8 protein-coding genes and 1 pseudogene are annotated in these 16,767 nt (G+C 63.2%); 3 read left to right on the forward strand and 6 right to left on the reverse strand.

Annotated features, from left to right (window positions below; genetic code table 11):
• Positions 1 to 3: 3 nt before the first annotated feature.
• Positions 4 to 690, reverse strand: coding sequence for a D-lyxose/D-mannose family sugar isomerase (locus NKI35_RS24765; protein ID WP_352741689.1), 687 nt, complete (start codon positions 688 to 690; stop codon positions 4 to 6).
• A gap of 152 nt (positions 691 to 842) precedes the next feature.
• Between NKI35_RS24765 and NKI35_RS24770 the strand changes: the two genes are divergently transcribed.
• From NKI35_RS24770 to NKI35_RS24780, 3 genes and pseudogenes are all read left to right on the forward strand, one after another.
• The gene (locus tag NKI35_RS24770; RefSeq protein ID WP_352741690.1) at positions 843 to 1,901 is read left to right on the forward strand and encodes a D-TA family PLP-dependent enzyme; all 1,059 of its coding nucleotides are present in this window, start codon (positions 843 to 845) and stop codon (positions 1,899 to 1,901) included.
• A 69-nt stretch (positions 1,902 to 1,970) separates the two neighbouring features.
• Positions 1,971 to 2,274: pseudogene (locus NKI35_RS24775) on the forward strand (type II toxin-antitoxin system RelE/ParE family toxin).
• Positions 2,267 to 2,563, forward strand: coding sequence for an addiction module antidote protein (locus NKI35_RS24780; RefSeq protein WP_023742737.1), 297 nt, complete (start codon positions 2,267 to 2,269; stop codon positions 2,561 to 2,563). Before NKI35_RS24775 ends, NKI35_RS24780 begins: the two are co-directional and overlap by 8 nt.
• Before the next feature lie 47 nt (positions 2,564 to 2,610).
• Here NKI35_RS24780 and NKI35_RS24785 read toward each other — a convergent pair whose 3' ends face one another.
• From NKI35_RS24785 to NKI35_RS24805, 5 genes are all read right to left on the reverse strand, one after another.
• A complete protein-coding gene (locus NKI35_RS24785) occupies positions 2,611 to 4,242 on the reverse strand; it encodes a tetratricopeptide repeat-containing sulfotransferase family protein (RefSeq protein WP_352741691.1) in 1,632 nt (543 codons plus the stop codon).
• A gap of 32 nt (positions 4,243 to 4,274) precedes the next feature.
• A complete protein-coding gene (locus NKI35_RS24790) occupies positions 4,275 to 4,946 on the reverse strand; it encodes an outer membrane protein (RefSeq protein WP_023742739.1) in 672 nt (223 codons plus the stop codon).
• Positions 4,947 to 5,140: 194 nt separating this feature from the next.
• Positions 5,141 to 5,893: a heme ABC transporter permease gene (locus NKI35_RS24795; protein WP_023682911.1), complete on the reverse strand. Its 753-nt coding sequence runs from the start codon at positions 5,891 to 5,893 to the stop codon at positions 5,141 to 5,143.
• A 174-nt stretch (positions 5,894 to 6,067) separates the two neighbouring features.
• Positions 6,068 to 7,840 carry a glucan ABC transporter ATP-binding protein/ permease gene (locus NKI35_RS24800; protein ID WP_352741692.1) on the reverse strand — a complete coding sequence of 591 codons (1,773 nt, stop codon included), beginning with the start codon at positions 7,838 to 7,840 and terminating at the stop codon, positions 6,068 to 6,070.
• Between the two features lie 344 nt (positions 7,841 to 8,184).
• Positions 8,185 to 16,764, reverse strand: a complete 8,580-nt coding sequence (locus NKI35_RS24805) for a glycoside hydrolase family 94 protein (protein ID WP_352741693.1) — start codon at positions 16,762 to 16,764, stop codon at positions 8,185 to 8,187.
• Positions 16,765 to 16,767 lie beyond the last annotated feature (3 nt).

A 16,767-nucleotide genomic window follows, 5' to 3' on the forward strand; every position in this document is an offset into this window, starting at 1 on the left:
CGCCTACCCCACCCACTTCTCATAGTCGGACACCAAAAGGTGCACCGGCGCGACATCCTCGTCGATGTTGGAGAAGCGGCCGATCGGTTCGCGGAAGACGTTGTCGGTGAGATCGTCATTGACGGTCGATACTTCGCCGATCAGCACATCCTTGCCCTCGGCCCAGAAGGCGTGCCAGACGCCGGGCAGCAACGTGACGCTCTGGCCCGGGTCGAGCTTCAGGAGCCCGCCTGCCGGCAGCCTGTGGATGGTGCCGTCGACCGGCACCGTCACTTCGGCCTTCGGATCGATGCCGCCGTCGCGATCATGCATGAACAGTTCCAGCACGAGCTTGCCGCCGCCGCGGTTGATGATGTCCTCGGCCTTGATGTTGTGGCGGTGCATCGGCGACAGCTGATCCTTGCGCGAGATCATGATCTTCTCGGCATAGAGCATGCCCATGCCCTTCTTCATGTCGGCATAGACGCCATTGCGCACCGTGAACAGGAATAGGCCGAGTTCGTCGAATTTCTCCTGGCCGTAATCGGTGATGTCCCAGCCGAGCCGCGAGGTGAACACGGCCGCGGAGTCGGCCTTGTGCGCCTTCATCTCCTCCGGTGACCAATAGGCGAAAGGCGGCATGATGTAGCCGAACGAGCGGATGAAGGCGTCGGCATCGCGGATGATGTCGTTGACGGTGGAGCGTTTCATGGTCGTGATCCCTTCGCGTCGCATTCCCTGGAATTGCCTAAAGCGCATAGCCGAACAGCGCCGCGGTGTCGACGCAAACTGCATGCTGGCCTCATGACATCCGGCCCGATCGAGGCCATAAGTCCAGGCTAAATTCCCAAGGTAACAATCCCATGCACAGCATAGACGACCTCGATACGCCGGCGATCCTGATCGATGCGGCCCGCGCCGAAGCCAACATCACACGAGCGCAGGCGCATGCCGACCGCCACGGGCTAAAACTCAGGCCGCACATCAAGACGCACAAGCTGCCCTATTGGGCGAAGAAACAGGTGGCGGCAGGTGCGGTCGGCATCAGCTGCCAGAAGATCGGCGAGGCGGAAGTGATGGCCGATGCCGGGCTCTCCGACATCTTCCTGCCCTACAACATCCTTGGCCGCGCCAAGCTGGAGCGCCTCAAGGCGCTGCATGGTCGTGTGACGCTGTCAGTGACGGCCGACAGCCGCGAAACGCTGGAGGGGCTCGCCGCTACTTTCATCGATGCCGGGCGGCCCCTGCCCGTGCTGGTCGAATGCGACACCGGCATGGGCCGCTGCGGTGTGCAGAGCGCCGCCGAGGCGTTGGCCTTGGCGAAAATCATCGACCAGGCCAAGGGGCTCACCTTCGGCGGACTGATGACCTACCCCGCGGCAGGCCGCGCCGCCGAGGCCGAATCCTGGCTGGCCGGCGCCAAGCAGGCCCTTGCGGCGTCGGATCTCGCCTGTGAACGCATCTCCAGCGGCGGCACGCCGGATATGTGGCGCTCCGGCGAGGACAGCGTGGTCACCGAATACCGCCCCGGCACCTACATCTATCTCGACCGCTACCAGGTCGCCAAAGGCGTCGGCACGCTCGACGATTGTGCGCTGACGGTGCTCGCCACCGTGGTCAGCCATCCGACGCCGGCCCGCGCCATCCTGGACAGCGGCAGCAAGGCGCTGTCCAGCGACACGCTGGGGCTCGCCGATTTTGGCGAGCTGCTCGGCATGCCCGGCGCCCGCGTCACCAGCTTGAGCGAGGAACATGGCACGGTCACGCTTGGAAATGGTGCGAAGCTTCGCATTGGCGAGCGCGTGCGCGTGGTGCCTGATCATTGCTGCGTCGTGACCAACCTGTTCGACCAGGTGCATCTGATCGACGGTGACAAGGTGCTGGAAACGCTGAAGGTGGAAGCGCGTGGGCGGATGGGGTGAGGCTTTTCGTTTTGGAGGCTCGCCCTATTTCGACATTGACGAATTGTAATTTATAACTTACTAGTCACCATGGCAATCCTGAAGCAGACAGCCACCTTTCGGAGGTGGCACCAAAAGCTGAAAGACGGAAGAGCCAAGGCGGCAATTGCCGTTCGGCTGCAACGTTTGATTGTAGAAATCCCGGCGACGTGGCCCCAGTGGGTGAAGGCATCAGTGAATTGCGCATTCACTATGGGCCCGGCTATCGCGTTTATTTCACAAGCGCGGTGAAACGGTCATCCTGCTCCTGTGCGGCGGGGATAAAAGTTCACAAGAAACCGACATACGGACAGCAAAGCGCCTGGCCGTAGAATGGAGTGACGACAATAGTTGAAAAAATCTATGATTTCGATCCCGCCGAAATGCTCGATTCCGATACGGCAATCGAGGCGTTTCTGGCAGAGGCAATGGAAACCGGAGACGCCAAATTCGTCGCGTCCGCCCTCGGTGTCGTTGCCCGCGCCAAGGGGATGAGCAACATTGCCAGAAAGACCGGCTTGGCTCGCGAGCATCTTTATACCTCGCTCAGCGAAAACGGTAATCCTACGCTGGAAACCACACTGGCGGTCATGAAAGCATTCGGCTTTCATTTGGCCCCAAAGCACGGTGCAACTCAGGTCTAATCTACGCCAGCGCGCGTCGAGCGCGAGGTTGTTCGGGCCAACTGAAATCAGGACGGATAAACCGGACCCAGCGCCGCCTTCAGCGGATCCAGCGCGTCGCCATACAGCTTCCAGCGCTCGACCGAGGATGAATAGATCGGCTGGCGCACCTGCCAGCGGCTCGGCGTCCGGACCGTGCGCTCGGTTTCGTTGAAACGCAAGCAGGCATCGTCCCACTCGATGCCGAGGAATCCGATCAATCCGCGGGCGCGATTTTCGAAATCGGCGACCGTTTCTTCGTAGGGCATGTCGTGGATATCCAGCGGGATGACCTTGGCCCAATGGCGCATCAGGCGGTCATACTGCCGGTAATACTGCCCAAGCTTGGTCAGATCGGCATTATAGCCGTGCGCCTCGGAAAAATTATGCATGAAACAGGACGCGCAATTGTCCATCGGGTCACGCCGGCAATGGATGATGCGGGCATTCGGCAAGATCAGGCTGATGAAGGCCAGCAGCTCGAAATTATGCGGCATCTTGTCGACGACAAGCCGCACCGTGTTGTTGCGCTTTTTGAGATCGTCGAGATATTTCGATCCAAGCTCCTTGGCCTTGGCCGCAGTGAGCGCCGCCATGGCCTTGGTGAAAATGGCTGGGTCGAGCTTGTCGAACCCAAGTTCGCCGGCAAGTGAACGAATGGTCGACAACTCCCCGGCGCCATGGATATCGCCATGACTGGCGCATATCTGCTCGGTCAGCGTCGTTCCCGACCGTGGCATGCCGACGATGAAGACCGGGCGTCTGGATGGATTTCCCAAATTGGCTCGCGCCTCGAAGAAGCCGGCGTCGAAAGTGTCGATGAAGCTGTCGTAAAGCTGGGTGTGCCGGTCGATGTCGAAATCATTGCCGGAAATCGCCTTGGCCCTCGCGAAATGGCGGATTGCCGAGCGATACTCGCGCTGATCGTTGAGCATCTTGCCGGCGGCATGGTGCAGCACCACCCGCTCGCGATCGGTGGTCGTCGGCAATTCCAGACGAGCCCGTATTAGAGGCAGCGTCGGATCATCCTTGACCGCCCGGCGCGCAAGCGCCATTCCAGCCAGCGCCTCGACATGGCCCGGGTCGATGGCAAGGGCCTTGCTGAAGCATTCGACCGCCTCGGCCGGCCGGCCAATGTCGGTGAGCAAATCGCCCATACCGGCAAGTGCCATCACCGACTGGCCGTCGATAGCCAGCGCCTGGCGATAGAACCCTTCGGCAATGTCGCCCTCGAGCTGGCTGCGGTAGGAGCGGCCGAGATTGCACAGCGCTTCGATGAGCCCTCCGTCGAGCTCGATCGCCTTTCTCAGATGTCTGCGCGCCTTGTCGACGTTGCCGGTGACATTGTAGGCATTGCCGAGATTGTTGCGGAAGATGGCGTTGTCCGGTTCGAGCTTGACCGCCCTTTCCATATAGGCAATGGCGGCGTCATGATGCTCGGCCTCGATGGCGAGCGTGCCCATCAGGTTCAGCGCCATGGCATTTTTGGGCTGCGTGCGAAGCACCGTCTGGTAGCAGAACTCGGCCTCGCGAAAACGCTTGCGCCGTTGCAGGTCGATGCCGCGCTGCAATGTCTTTTCCGCCGGCTCACCGGCGGTCGGCAGCGAGGCTGGGATCATTGCCGGCAGGCCCAGGGGTTGCCGGCGTGGCAAGAGCGGCATCCGTCAAATCCCCGCGGCCTGCGACGAACCAATCAGAACTTCAGGGTTACGCCAAGCTGGAGATTGTGGGAGTACAATTTGGCGTTCTCGTATGTGCCGCCGCCATCATTGTCGTCTAGATCCACGCTTGTCACGGCCTTAAAGCGGTAACCGAAATCGAGGTCGACATTCTGCGTTACCGCGTAGGTAACACCGGCGCCCACTTGGCCGGCGAAACCCCAGCCGCCAGGCCCGTATCCAAAGGCGTGGCCATCAAAGTGAGTATCGGCGGTAACATAGGCCGCGCCGACACCGCCGCCGACATAGAGTTTGGCATCACCAAAATGCGCAACATCGGCCCAGACGTTGGCGAGAAGATAGGTGGCCGACAGATTGCCGGAAGCCGGATAGTTGCCGACGCCCGTGTAGCTGTATTCGCTTGCCTTGTAGCGCGCGTAGGACAGTTCGCCTTCGACACGAAACACATCGTTGATGCGCCGACCGACAGCGCCGCCGATTACGAACCCGGTATCAAGATCGACTGAATAGCCAGTACCATTGTAGTCCGTTTTCACATGGTTCGGGAAACTGGCGCCGCCGAAGAGCGTGACGTACCAGAGATCCTCCGCCCTCGGAACGTCGACAATCGCGTCGGCGGCGTAGGCCGAACTCCAACCAAGCGCCAATGCAAATGTCGAGACGCCAGCCAACAAGCGCAGTTTCATCGCCGATTCCCTCGCTACAACTAGTGACTGGTATCACTCTTGCTTCGCGGCCGAGCTGTCAAGAAAGCAAACGAGATCAAGGAGCCAAGCGAAGTCGGGAACAATCTTTTGAGAATTCTTGTTGCTGCACCGCAACATAGCAGCACATGCTAATGTTTGGCGGCAGGCGTATGGCTTCGATTTTGAAAATCGCGCTAGTCGGCCTGCCGTGCCGCCACCCTGCGCATGGCGATCACCCGCCGGCGGCGGATTTCGGTGCGCATCGCCGTCAAATGCAGCGCGAAGAACAGCACGGTGAAGCCGAGCGCCATCACCAGCAGTGGCCATAGCAGGCTGGGATCGATCGTCGGTCCGCCGAGCCGGAACACCGAGGCCGGCTGGTGCAGCGTGTTCCACCAGTCGACCGAGAATTTGATGATCGGGATGTTGATGAAGCCGACGAGCGTGATGATGGCGGCGGCCCAGGCGGCGCGGCTGGCGTCATCCAGCGCACGCGTCAGCGCGATGATGCCGAGATACATCAGGAACAGGATGAAGACCGAGGTCAGGCGGGCGTCCCAGACCCACCAGGTGCCCCACATCGGCTTGCCCCAGATCGAGCCGGTGACCAGCGCAAGCGCGGTGAAGGTGGCGCCGATCGGGGCTGCCGACTTCAGCGCGACATCGGCCAAGGGATGGCGCCAGACCAGCGTGCCGAGCGCGGCAACGGCCATCACCGTGTAGCACATCATGGCGAGCCAGGCGAAAGGCACGTGTATATACATGATGCGCACCGTGATGCCCTGCTGGAAATCCTCAGGCGCGGCAAAGCTCATATAGAGACCGATGGCGAGCAGGATCGCGGCGATCGACGCCAGCCACGGCACCAGCCTATCGGCCAGCCCGACAAAGCGCGTCGGGTTGGCGAGGTCGGTCCAGCCGGCGAGGCGTGAGGAGGTATCGCTCATAAGGTCTAGATAGACCGGCGGCGCGTTCGGGGCAATCGAGGGAGTGTCGCAGTCTTATTTACCCTCCCCCTCGTGGGGAGGGTCGCTGCGAAGCAGCGGGGTGGGGGTGGTGGGGCACTACCCCCACCCGGACCCTACGGGTCCGACCTCCCCACAAGGGGGAGGTAAAAAAGCTTACGCCGCTTCGATATTCACGGTGCGGCTGAGGCGGCGGACTTCCTCGTCGTTGAGCAGGCCGCCGGCGCGCAGCAGGCTGGCGAAACGGCCATTGCGCAGCGACAGTTCGGCGAAGCCGCCCATCTCGACCACCTTGCCCTTGTCCATGAACACGACCAGGTCGGCGTCGCGGACGGTGGTCAGGCGGTGGGCGATGATGAAGGTGGTCCGGTTGCGCCTCAGTTCGTCGATGGCTTCCTTGACGCGGTCCTCGGTCTCGACATCGAGCGCGCTCGTTGCCTCGTCGAGCACCAGGATCGGTGCGTCCTTGAGCACGGCGCGGGCAATGGCGATGCGCTGACGCTCGCCGCCTGAAAGCTGGCCGCCGCGCTCGCCAACGACGGTGTCATAGCCGGCGCTCTTGGCAAGGATGAAATCCTGCGCGGCAGCCGCATTGGCGGCGGCGTGAACCTCGTCATAAGTCGCCTCGGCACGACCGACGCGGATGTTGTCCTCGATCGAGCGGTTGAGCAGGCCGGCATCCTGGAAGACGGTGGCGATCGAATGACGCAGCGACTTGCGGGTCACCGTGCGGGTGTCGATGCCGTCGATCAGGATACGGCCATGAGACGGCGAGAAGACGCGCTGCAAGAGGTTGATCAGCGTCGTCTTGCCGGCGCCGGTCGGGCCGACGATGGCAACCGTCTGCCCGGCCTGGACTTCGAAGGAGACGTCGTCGACGCCCTGCCTCGAATTGGCAAACTCGAAGCCGACATTCTCGAAGCGGACGTGGCCGGTGACGTTGGTGAGGTCGCGCAAGCCGTCCGGCTCGGCGGAGTCGGCGGCCGAATCCTCGAGGTGATAGAAGTCCTCGAGCTTGGCGCGGGCTTCCGAAATCTGATTGGCGAAAGCCGACATCTGGTCGAGGCGGGCAATCAGCAGCGTGGCAAAGCCGGTGAAAGCGATGACGTCGCCGATCTTGAGCTGGCCATGGGTGACCAGATAGGCGCCGATCAAAAGCACAATCATCATCGATATGGTCGACGACAGGCGGTGCAACGCATTGGCCATCGCCCACCAGTCGAGCACCGGGTTCTGCGCGTCGAGCAGGTTCTTGACATAGCGGCGCAGCGTATCGGCCTCGTGGCCGAGACGGTTGTAGCTCTGCAGCACGGCGACATTGCTGACCGAGTCGGTCACATGCGCGAAGACCTGATGGTAGTGACGCTCGACCGCGGCCTGGCCCGCCTTGGTGCGCTTCATCACAAGCCGGCCGATGCCGACATAGAGAACGCCCAGCGCCATTAGCACCAGCGACATGCGAAGATCCATGCTTATCGCGGTCGGAATCAGCAGAGCCAGCGCAACCGCCGTCGACAGATGCTGGCGCATGAATTCAAGCCACAGACTGAACAGCGTCTCGACGGCGCGCAGCAGCGTGTGCAGCGCGTTGGAGGTGCCGCGCTGGTGGTGCCAGGCGAGCGGCATGGTGATCACGCGCTCGAACGACTGGCACAGCACCTCGCTGCGCCGCTTGTGGGCAAAACGGTCGGCGCCGCGCGCCACCAGCACGAAGGCGACGATGTTAAAGGCGCCGAGACCGGCCCACAGCGCCAGGGTCGAAAACACCGAACCCTTATCGGAGATGGCGTCGATCACCCGGCCGAACATGATCGGCTCGAGGATGGCGATAATGGCGAGCGCGACATTCGCACCGCAGATAAACGCAACGCGCTTCCTGTCGGCTGCGAGATAACCCAGCGCTCTCCAGTAGATTTGCAGAAGTGACACTTCAGCTACTCCGCCCAAAACATTATTGTGCACCGCACCATTTCTTGACACGTACCGGTTAACGGGTCGCAAAACAATGCCCGTCTACCTCTTCCGTTCCCATTCTGCGAACAAAAGATGACGACGTTGCGAAATCTGCCGTGATCACCTAACGGTTTGAGATAAAAGGTGAAATGTCAGTCTTGCGGCAAAATCATGGCAGCATCTGGCGCTGCCACATTTTTAGTCACTGCACGCTTGGCCCGCCGGTATCCGGGAAGGCACGCCGTACTGCGCCACGAGCATGCCCAAGTAGAAAACGCGCGCCTCGAAAGGCGCGCGTCAACAATCTGAAGCCCTTGATTTTACGCGGGTATCTTGACGACCACCTCGGTCTTGTCGCCGGCCTTCGGCTGAAAACCGGAAGACTTTGTCTTGGTTCCATTGACTTCGAGCGAGATGGATTTGGCCTTTTTGTCGCGGATGACGCGAACCTTGACCTCCGCCCCCAGCATCTTCAGCGTTGCAGAATAGCCGTCCCAATGGCTGGGCAGTTTCGGCCGGAACGTGATCTGCTTGCCCCGCCGCTCAATGCCCAGAATGCCTTCGACCGCAGCACGGTAGAGCCATCCCGCTGAGCCCGTATACCAGGTCCAGCCGCCGCGACCGCCCTTGTCCTCACCGGAATAGATGTCGGCGGCGACGACGTACGGCTCGACGCGATAATGCTCGGCCGATGCATCGTCGAGCGCATGGTTGACCGGGTTCAGCATCGAGAAGCAGCGATAGGCATCGTCGGTGCGGCCCATTTCGGCGAGCGCGATCACGAACCAGGTCGCCGCATGGGTGTACTGGCCGCCGTTCTCGCGCACGCCCGGCGGATAACTCTTGATGTAACCAGGGTCCTTTCTCGTGTTCTGGAAGGCCGGGGTAAACAGTTTGACGATCTTGAGCTTGTCGTCGACCAGCAGGTTCGTCGCCTGCTGCATCGCCGTGGTCGAGCGCGCGGGGTCGCCCTCGCCGGAGAGCACGCTCCACGACTGCGCGATGGAGTCGATCTTGCACTCGTCCGAATTGTGCGAGCCAAGCGGCGTGCCGTCATCGTAGCTGCCGCGGCGATACCACTGGCCGTCCCAGGCGGTGCTTTCCAGCGCCCGCTTCAGCACATCGGCGTGTTTTGTCCAGGCCTGCGCCCGCTTGGTGTCGCCCTGCCCCTTGGCCACGGTGGTAAAGTCGCCCAGCGTCTTCAAAAGGAACCAGCCGAGCCAGACACTCTCCCCCTTGCCGGCTTCGCCGACGCGGTTCATGCCGTCGTTCCAGTCGCCGCCGAGGATCAGCGGCAGCCCGGCCGGGCTGCTGCGCTTGACCGCAAGGTCGAGCGCGCGCGCGCAATGGTCGTAGAGCGAAGCGTTCGTCTTGGAGATTTCCGGCGTGAAGAAGGCGTCGTGCTCGCCCTCGCCCAGCACCTGCCCGTCGATGAAAGGCAGCTGCTCCTTCAGGATCCCTGTATCGCCGGTCACCTCGATGTAGCGATTGGTGGCATGCGCCAGCCAGACCACATCGTCGGAGATCATGGTGCGCACGCCGGCGTCGGTGCGCGGCAACCACCAATGCTGGACATCGCCTTCGGGGAACTGCCGGCGCGCCGCATTGAGGATCTGGTCGCGCGCCAGTTTCGGATCATGCGCAAGCAGGGCCAGCGTGTCCTGCAGCTGGTCGCGGAAGCCGAAGGCGCCGCTTGCCTGATAAAAGGCCGAGCGGGCGCGGATGCGGCAGGCCAGGCTCTGATAGGGCAGCCAGTGATTGACCATGGCGTCGAGCGCCTTGTCGGGCGTCTCGACCTGGATGGTGTCGAGGAAGCCGCGCCAGACGCGTTCATTGTCGGCCAGCCGCTGGTCGAAATCCTTGCCCGAATGGGTCTGCACCAACGCGCTCGCCTCGGCTGATGTGGCGGCGTCGCCAAGCAGCCAGACCAGCGTGACGTCGCCGCCGGCGGGGATGTCGACATCGCTGGCGACAGCTGCGCACGGATCGTCGCCGGCCTCGACGCGGCCCGACAGGCCGGCTCCGCTGACGACGGCGTGCGGGAAGGCGCTGGTGCCATGCCTGCCGATGAACTCGCCGCGATCGGCTGTCACCGAATGCACCGGACCAGTGGCGGCCAGGAAGGCCACCCGGTCGCCGAAATCGAGACCGTAGGGGTTTTGCGCCAGAAGCGCGCCAGTCGCTGGATCCCTGGACGGGATGATGGTCGCAGCCGTGCTCGAGCGATGGCTGCCGAGGACCCATTCGGCATAGGCATAGACGCGCAGCCGCGCCGGCGCCGAGCCTGAGTTCTGGATGCGCAGCCGCGTGATCTTCACTGGATCGACGGGATCGACGACGTGCGTCAGATCCATCGACAGCGGGCCGCGTTTGGACCGGAAGGTGGAGAAGCCCTGGCCGTGCCATGTCTCATAGGTCATCGAGGGATCGCGGACCACGGCAGCCAGCGGCGAGAATGCCTTGCCGCTGGCCTGATCGTAGATGTAGATGCCCTCGCCCGGCCGGTTGGTGACCGGATCATTCGACCATGGCGTCAGCTGGTAATCGCGGCTGTTGCGGCTCCAGGTGAAGGCAGCGCCTTCGGCCGAGACATGGAATCCGAACGAGGCGTTCGAGACGACGTTGATCCAGGGCTGCGGCGTCGAGCGCCGCCCGGCAAGGCGGGTGACGTAGTGGCGGCCGTCGCCCTCGAAACCGCCAAAGCCGTTCCATTGGCTGAGGCCGCTGCCGTCGGCGCTGCTGTCGGACGCGGCATGGTATGCAGGCGCCGCCGGCACCGGCAGAGACGGCTCGCGCAGCGACGCGGGGGCCACCGGCTGCAGGGCATCGCGTGCTTGCAAGGCTGCCGCCTCGGCGCGTTCGATCTGGTCGAAGATGGTGCCGTTGCGCGTGTGCAGAACCACGCGGGCAACCGCCAGCAGCGTCTTGTACGTCGCCTCGTCCATCAGGTCGCGGCGCACGGCGAAGATGTGCTGGCGCGGCCCGAGTTCCTTGCCGCGCAGGCGGCTGTTTTCGCACAGCGTCTCCACCGCGCGCTGCAGGTCCTGGACATAGGACGATGCCTGCTCGTTGACGACCACGAAGTCGATCATCATGCCGCGGGCGCGCATATACTCCTGGAAGCGCAGCGCCTGGGCGACAATTTCGAGGTCGGCCACGTCGCCGATGCGGACCAGGAAGATCGGGAAATCGCCCGAAATGCTGGTCGGCCACAGGCTGGACTGCTTGCCCAGCCCCGAAGCGATGGATTCGCCGGGCAGGCGCAGGAACGGATCGGGATAGATCAGGAAACGCGCCAGCTTCTGCACATTGGCGGCGTCGGTCAGGCTGAGACCAAGATGGCGGGTCTGCACCTGCGAACGCGTCCAGGCAAGCATCGCCTGGCGGGCAAAACTTTCGGGATGGTCGAGCCTGGCGATGGCCTCGTCAAGTTCGGCGCGGTTGGCGCCGACGGCGGTCCAGAAGGTCAGCGATATCTTCTTGTTGGCCGGCACCCGCAGCTGGCGGCGCAGGGCCGCTACCGGATCAAGGGTGAAGCCGTGGTGACCGCCAAGCTTGGCGCCGGGATCGAAGGCCGCCGCTTCCGCGATGGTACGGCCACGGCCGATGAAGGCACGGCGGTCGGTTTCGGCCTCGGCATCGCGCGCCGACCCGGACGGATCGGTGACGAAATGCACCATGGTGACGTCAGGCTCGTTCTTCTCGCGCTTGCGCCTGGTGGCAAAGATGGCGCCGTTGTTGGCAGCGATCTCGGTCTCGATAAACATTTTCGAGAACGCAGGATGGGCATTGTCGGAGGCTTCGTTACCCAGCACCAGCTCGGCAAAGGAGGTCACCTCGATATGCCGGTCAGTGGCGCCGTCATTGTAGAGCGTGACGCGCCGTCCCTCGCCATTGCCTTCCGAGATGACGATGCATTCGACCTCCGAACGCAGCGAGCCCACTGTTTTGACGAAGCTCGCCTTGTCGTCGGAAAACAGCGTTTGCACTCTCTCGCAGGTCGCCTGCTTCGGCTCTGCGGTGGCCGACCACCAGTCGCCGCTGCCGGCGTCGCGCAGGAAGATGTAGGAGCCGAGCCGGTCTTCGGTCGGATCGGGCTGCCAACGGGTGACGGCGAGTTCGCCCCAGCGGCTGTAACCGGAACCGGTGGCCGAGACCATGACGGAGTAGCGGCCATTGGACATGACGCTGGTGGCGCGCAACGCCCTCAGCGGGTCGAGGACGATGCGCGAATCCGGGCTCTCGACCTCGGTCTCGTCCTTCGAGCGCTCGTCGGCTTCGGTCCTGACCGTGGCGGTCGGGATGTCGCGCGGCGCCCTCTCCTGCAGCAGGAGTTCGGCAGACTCGATCACCGGATCGCTGTGGAAGCGGTCGCGCAGCCGGCCCTCGAAGATGGCGTCGGCAACGGCGGCGATCGACATGCCGGAGTGATGCGCCATGTAGTTCAGGACAACAGCGTGGTCGGTGCCTTCCGGCACGCGCTGCGGCGTGAAGTCGACGGCGTCGTAAAAGCCATGCCGGCCGAGAGCGCCGATGGAGCGCAGCCTGGCCAGATTCTGGACGGATTCGCGCGGTGTGAACTGCGCCGCGAGGATCGTGGCGTAAGGCGCGATCACCGTGTTCTGGCCAAGGCCGCGCTTGAGACCAAGTCCGGGCACGCCGAAATTGGTATACTGGTAGGTCAGTTCGCGGTCGCGGGCATTGTAGGCCGCTTCCGAAATGCCCCAGGGCACGTTCTTCGAACGCGCGTACTGCATCTGGCGCTTGATGATCAGCTTGCTGGTCTGGTTGAGGATCGACCCCTGCGGCTCCTTCATTACCAAAGGCGGCATCAGATACTCGAACATCGAGCCCGACCAGGACATCAGCGCACCCTGGAAGCCGATCTCGACAATCGGCCTTCCAAGCCGGAACCAATGCTCCGTGGGCAGGTCACCCTTGGCGATGGCGAACAGGCTGGTCAGCCGCGCCTCGGAGGCGAGCAGATCGTAGCAGCTCTCGTCCAGCTGGTGCTCCTCGACCCGGTAGCCGATCGACAGCAGTTTGCGCTCCTGACGCATCAGGAAAGAGAAATCCATCTCGAAGGCATAGCGGCGGCAGCGTTCGCGCAGCGCCAGCAGCTTGGCGCGCAAGGCTTCGACGGCGTTTTCGTCGCTGTGCGAGTCATGCACATGCGCCTCGCAGGTCGCTTCCAGCCGTGCCGCCCAGTCGGCGATAATGTCGCTCCGCTGCGATCCGGCCTCGGTGTGGATGGCGGTGGCGAGCTTGCGGATCTCGCCGGCAAGCACGGCCAGGTTGATCGTGCGGATCGAGGCCATCTCCGGCTGCGCCTTGATGGTCATGACGGCGCGCCGCATGCCGTCGAGGCGGTCGGCCAGACGCTGGCGCAACGGCCGCAGTTGCCGGCGGTCGTCAGGCAATTCCTCGAGGCTCTCGTCGAGGATGCTCACCGTGTCGAGGACGCCTTCGAAATCGCCCTGCAGGTGAACGGACGGGGCTTCCGCCCATTCGGCGCAGGCAGCCGCCACCGCGACCAGATGTCCGGCGAGATTGCCGCTGTCGACGGCCGAGATGTAAAGCGGATAGAGCGGCTTGAGCGTCGTGGTGTCGTACCAGTTGAAGAGGTGGCCGCGGTTGCGCGGCATGCTCTCGATGGTCGTCATCGTGGCGTCGATGCGGGTGATGGCATCGGAGAGCGCAATCCAGCCGAAATCGCGTGCCGACACCACCGACAGCAGGTAGACGCCGATATTGGTCGGCGACGTCCGCGGCGCCACAACGGGCGCCGGGCTTTCCTGGAAATTGTCGGGCGGCAGATTGTGGTGCTCGGCCGTGACGAAGGTTTCGAAATAATGCCAGGTGCGGCGCGCCACGGTGCGTAGCGCGTGGATGTCGGCCTGCGATATGCGCAGGCGGTCCTCGGTCTCGGCCGAGCGGCTGATCCAGCAGGCAACCGCCGGCGAACCGATCCAGAACAGAGCGAAGAAGAAGGCGACGAAGGCACCGGTGGAATCGGCCAGCACGGGGATGGCGAGACCGACGACGCCGATGATCACGGCGCCATACATCATGCTGTAATAGGAGCCGAGATCGTTGTCGCCGCCCTTGTGCGCCTGCGATGCGGTGCGCCATTCCAGCAGGTTCTGGCGGCTGACGAACAGGCGGTAGAGCGTGCGCACGATGGCGTCGCCCATCATCCAGGCATTGTGCGCCATCAACAGCACTTTCAGCGCCACAAGGGCCGTGCCGAAGACGGTGTCGTGGGCCAGCGCGGAGAAATGGCCGCGCGGCGTCTGGTCGCCGCTCTTGGGCAGGATGGCGTTGACGACATCGAAGGTCGGCGCCATGAACAGCGACAGGATCAGCAGCGCCTGCCACTGCGCGGCCTGCGTGAAGGGCAGCAGCGTCCAGCCGGCAATCGCCGCCATCACCCAGAAGATCGGGGTCAGCGAGCGGCGCAGATTGTCGACCATCTTCCAGCGCGACAGCGCCGGCACGCCGGAACGCGGCGAGAAGATGAAGCGCAGCAGCTGCCAGTCGCCGCGCGCCCAGCGGTGGTGGCGCGAGGCGTCGACCGAGTAGCGGGTAGGATAGTCCTCGACCAGTTCGACATCGGTGACAAGTGCTGCGCGCGCCAACGCACCTTCGAGCAGATCGTGGCTGAGGACGGTGTTTTCCTCGATGCGGCCCTGCAGCGCCGCCTCGAAAGCGTCGACGTGATAAAGGCCCTTGCCGGTGAAAGAGCCGTCGCTGAAGACGTCCTGGTAGAGATCCGAGACGGCAAAGACGTAAGGATCGAGACCGCTGTTGGACGAAAAGACGCGCTGGAAGAAAGAAGCGTCGTCGCCGCTGGTGAGCGAGGCTGTGATGCGCGGCTGCAGAATGGTGTAGCCGGCGGTAACGACGCGCTTTGTCGCGTCGAAATGCGGGCGGTTGAGCGGATGGGCGAGCTTGCCGACCAGTGACGACACAGCGTCGCGCGTGGTGCGCGTGTCGGCGTCGAGCGTCATGACATAGACGACCTTTTCCGGCAGCGGCACGTCGAGCGGCAGGAAGGTGGTGTCGCTATCGCCGCGCAAGAGAAGGTTCAGCTCATGCAGCTTGCCGCGCTTGCGCTCCCAGCCCATCCAGGCGCCCTGCGCCTGGTTGTAGAGCCGGCGGCGATGCAGGATATAGAAACGCGGCGCGCCTTCCGAGGGATAACGGGCATTGAGCCTGGCGATCTCGTCGCGCGCATATTGCAGGATCTCGATGTCGGCGGCGTCGATCTCGGTCTTGGAATCCGGCCAGTCGGACAGCAGCGCGAAATGGATTTCTTCGGCCGTGTTGGCGAGGTGATGCACCTCGATGTTGCGGATGTTTTCCTCGACATCATCGCGCGAGCCGATCAGCGACGGCACCACGACCAAGGTGCGTGATGCCGCCGGAATGCCGTGCTTGTAGTCATAGCCGACGAGCCGCGTCGGCTTCAGGAACAGTGAAACAACGGTGTTGAAGAAGGCGAGCGCGCCTTCGCTGGCAGGCACCGCAAACAGCGCCAGCATCAGCGTGATGGATTCCACCGACAGGCCAAGATGGGCAAGCGCATTGCCGGAGACAACCAGCAGTAGCACCGTAAGCAGGAAGACCGGCACAACGATGCCGAGCCAGCCCGTGGCGGTGAAGGCTCGCTTGAAGGTCACATGGAAGGGCGGCCGGTAGCCGATCGCCTCTTCCAGATCCGGCCGGCGCGGGCCGACCAGGAAGAAGCCGACATCGGTATGCATGGCCGGATCGGCTGATGCATCCGGCACGCCGGAGGCATCGGTGACGCCGGGGACATGGCTGGCCAGCTCGATGGCCTTTTCGGCGACACGGAATTCGGACAGGTCGGAGCGGCGCGCCAGTTGCTCGATCGACGTGCGGTACTGGTCGCGCGAAAAGAAATCGAGCGCGGCGAAATCGGTGCGCTCGCGCAAGAGCGTGTCGATGCGGCTGACGCCCTCGAACCACACCGTCCAGTCGACGTCGTTGATGAGGCGCAGGCCGCGGATGATGTTGCCGGTGGTGACATTGCCGCTGGACAGCGTGCGATGCTCGGAAATGATGATTTCCTCGGCGTCGGAGCCGGTTTTCTCGAGCTCGACCTCCAGCCATTCCAGCGCCCTGCCGGCATTCTGCGAGCCGTCGCGCAGGCGGTAGAGCAACTGGGTGGCGAAGGTGGTGTCCTGCGCATGCGCGCCGTAGCCCGACAGGATCTTCCGGCGGTCTGCATTGTCGTCGGTCGCCAGCACGCGGTCGGCGACCTCGTTGGCGATATGGCGCATCTGCCTGGTGCGGTCGACGCGCACGGCGATGCGGCGCAGATTCTCGATTAAAACGAAGCGCAGCAGCGACGGCAGCGCCCACAATTCGCCGATCTTGAGCGGCTCGACCGACTGAAAACCCTCGACGATGGATTTGAACATGGTCGCCGAAACCGAACTGTCGGAATGGGCAACATAGCTCCAGGCCAAGGCCAGCGCGCGCGGCACCGCGGCGCGATCGGCAACTTCCAGGGTCGGCAACTGCCGGTAGAAACGGCGCGGCAAGTCGCGCTTCACCTGAAAAATGGTCTCCTCGACGAGATAATTGTTGTCGAGCAGCCATTGCGCGGCAGGCGTGATGGTTTCGCCCTTGGCCTGGGCGGCATTGGTCGAGCGGTAGACTTCGAGGATTTTCTTGGCGCTGTCGCGGATGCGGGCCTGGAAATCGAACGGCGTCAGGCCGAACAGGTCCTTGATGTCGCCGTTGGCGAGGCTTTCGCCCAGCGCGCGCAGCCGCTCTTCGGGCAGGAAATTGGAGCGTATCGGCTCTTCGGTGATGACCGGGAAGCCGGCGCTGGACTTTTCGATTTGGGCAGGATTTGTCTGGATATTCATTGA

Source organism: Mesorhizobium sp. M0676, from assembly GCF_040320535.1.
Lineage (GTDB): Bacteria > Pseudomonadota > Alphaproteobacteria > Rhizobiales > Rhizobiaceae > Mesorhizobium.

What these genes read in the sequence shown, in the direction of transcription:
- NKI35_RS24765 (WP_352741689.1), bottom strand. Translation starts at nt 690, where the DNA reads ATGAAACGCTCCACCGTCAACGACATCATCCGCGATGCCGACGCCTTC.
- NKI35_RS24770 (WP_352741690.1), top strand. Translation starts at nt 843, where the DNA reads ATGCACAGCATAGACGACCTCGATACGCCGGCGATCCTGATCGATGCG.
- NKI35_RS24785 (WP_352741691.1), bottom strand. Translation starts at nt 4,242, where the DNA reads ATGCCGCTCTTGCCACGCCGGCAACCCCTGGGCCTGCCGGCAATGATC.
- NKI35_RS24790 (WP_023742739.1), bottom strand. Translation starts at nt 4,946, where the DNA reads ATGAAACTGCGCTTGTTGGCTGGCGTCTCGACATTTGCATTGGCGCTT.
- NKI35_RS24795 (WP_023682911.1), bottom strand. Translation starts at nt 5,893, where the DNA reads ATGAGCGATACCTCCTCACGCCTCGCCGGCTGGACCGACCTCGCCAAC.
- NKI35_RS24805 (WP_352741693.1), bottom strand. Translation starts at nt 16,764, where the DNA reads ATGAATATCCAGACAAATCCTGCCCAAATCGAAAAGTCCAGCGCCGGC.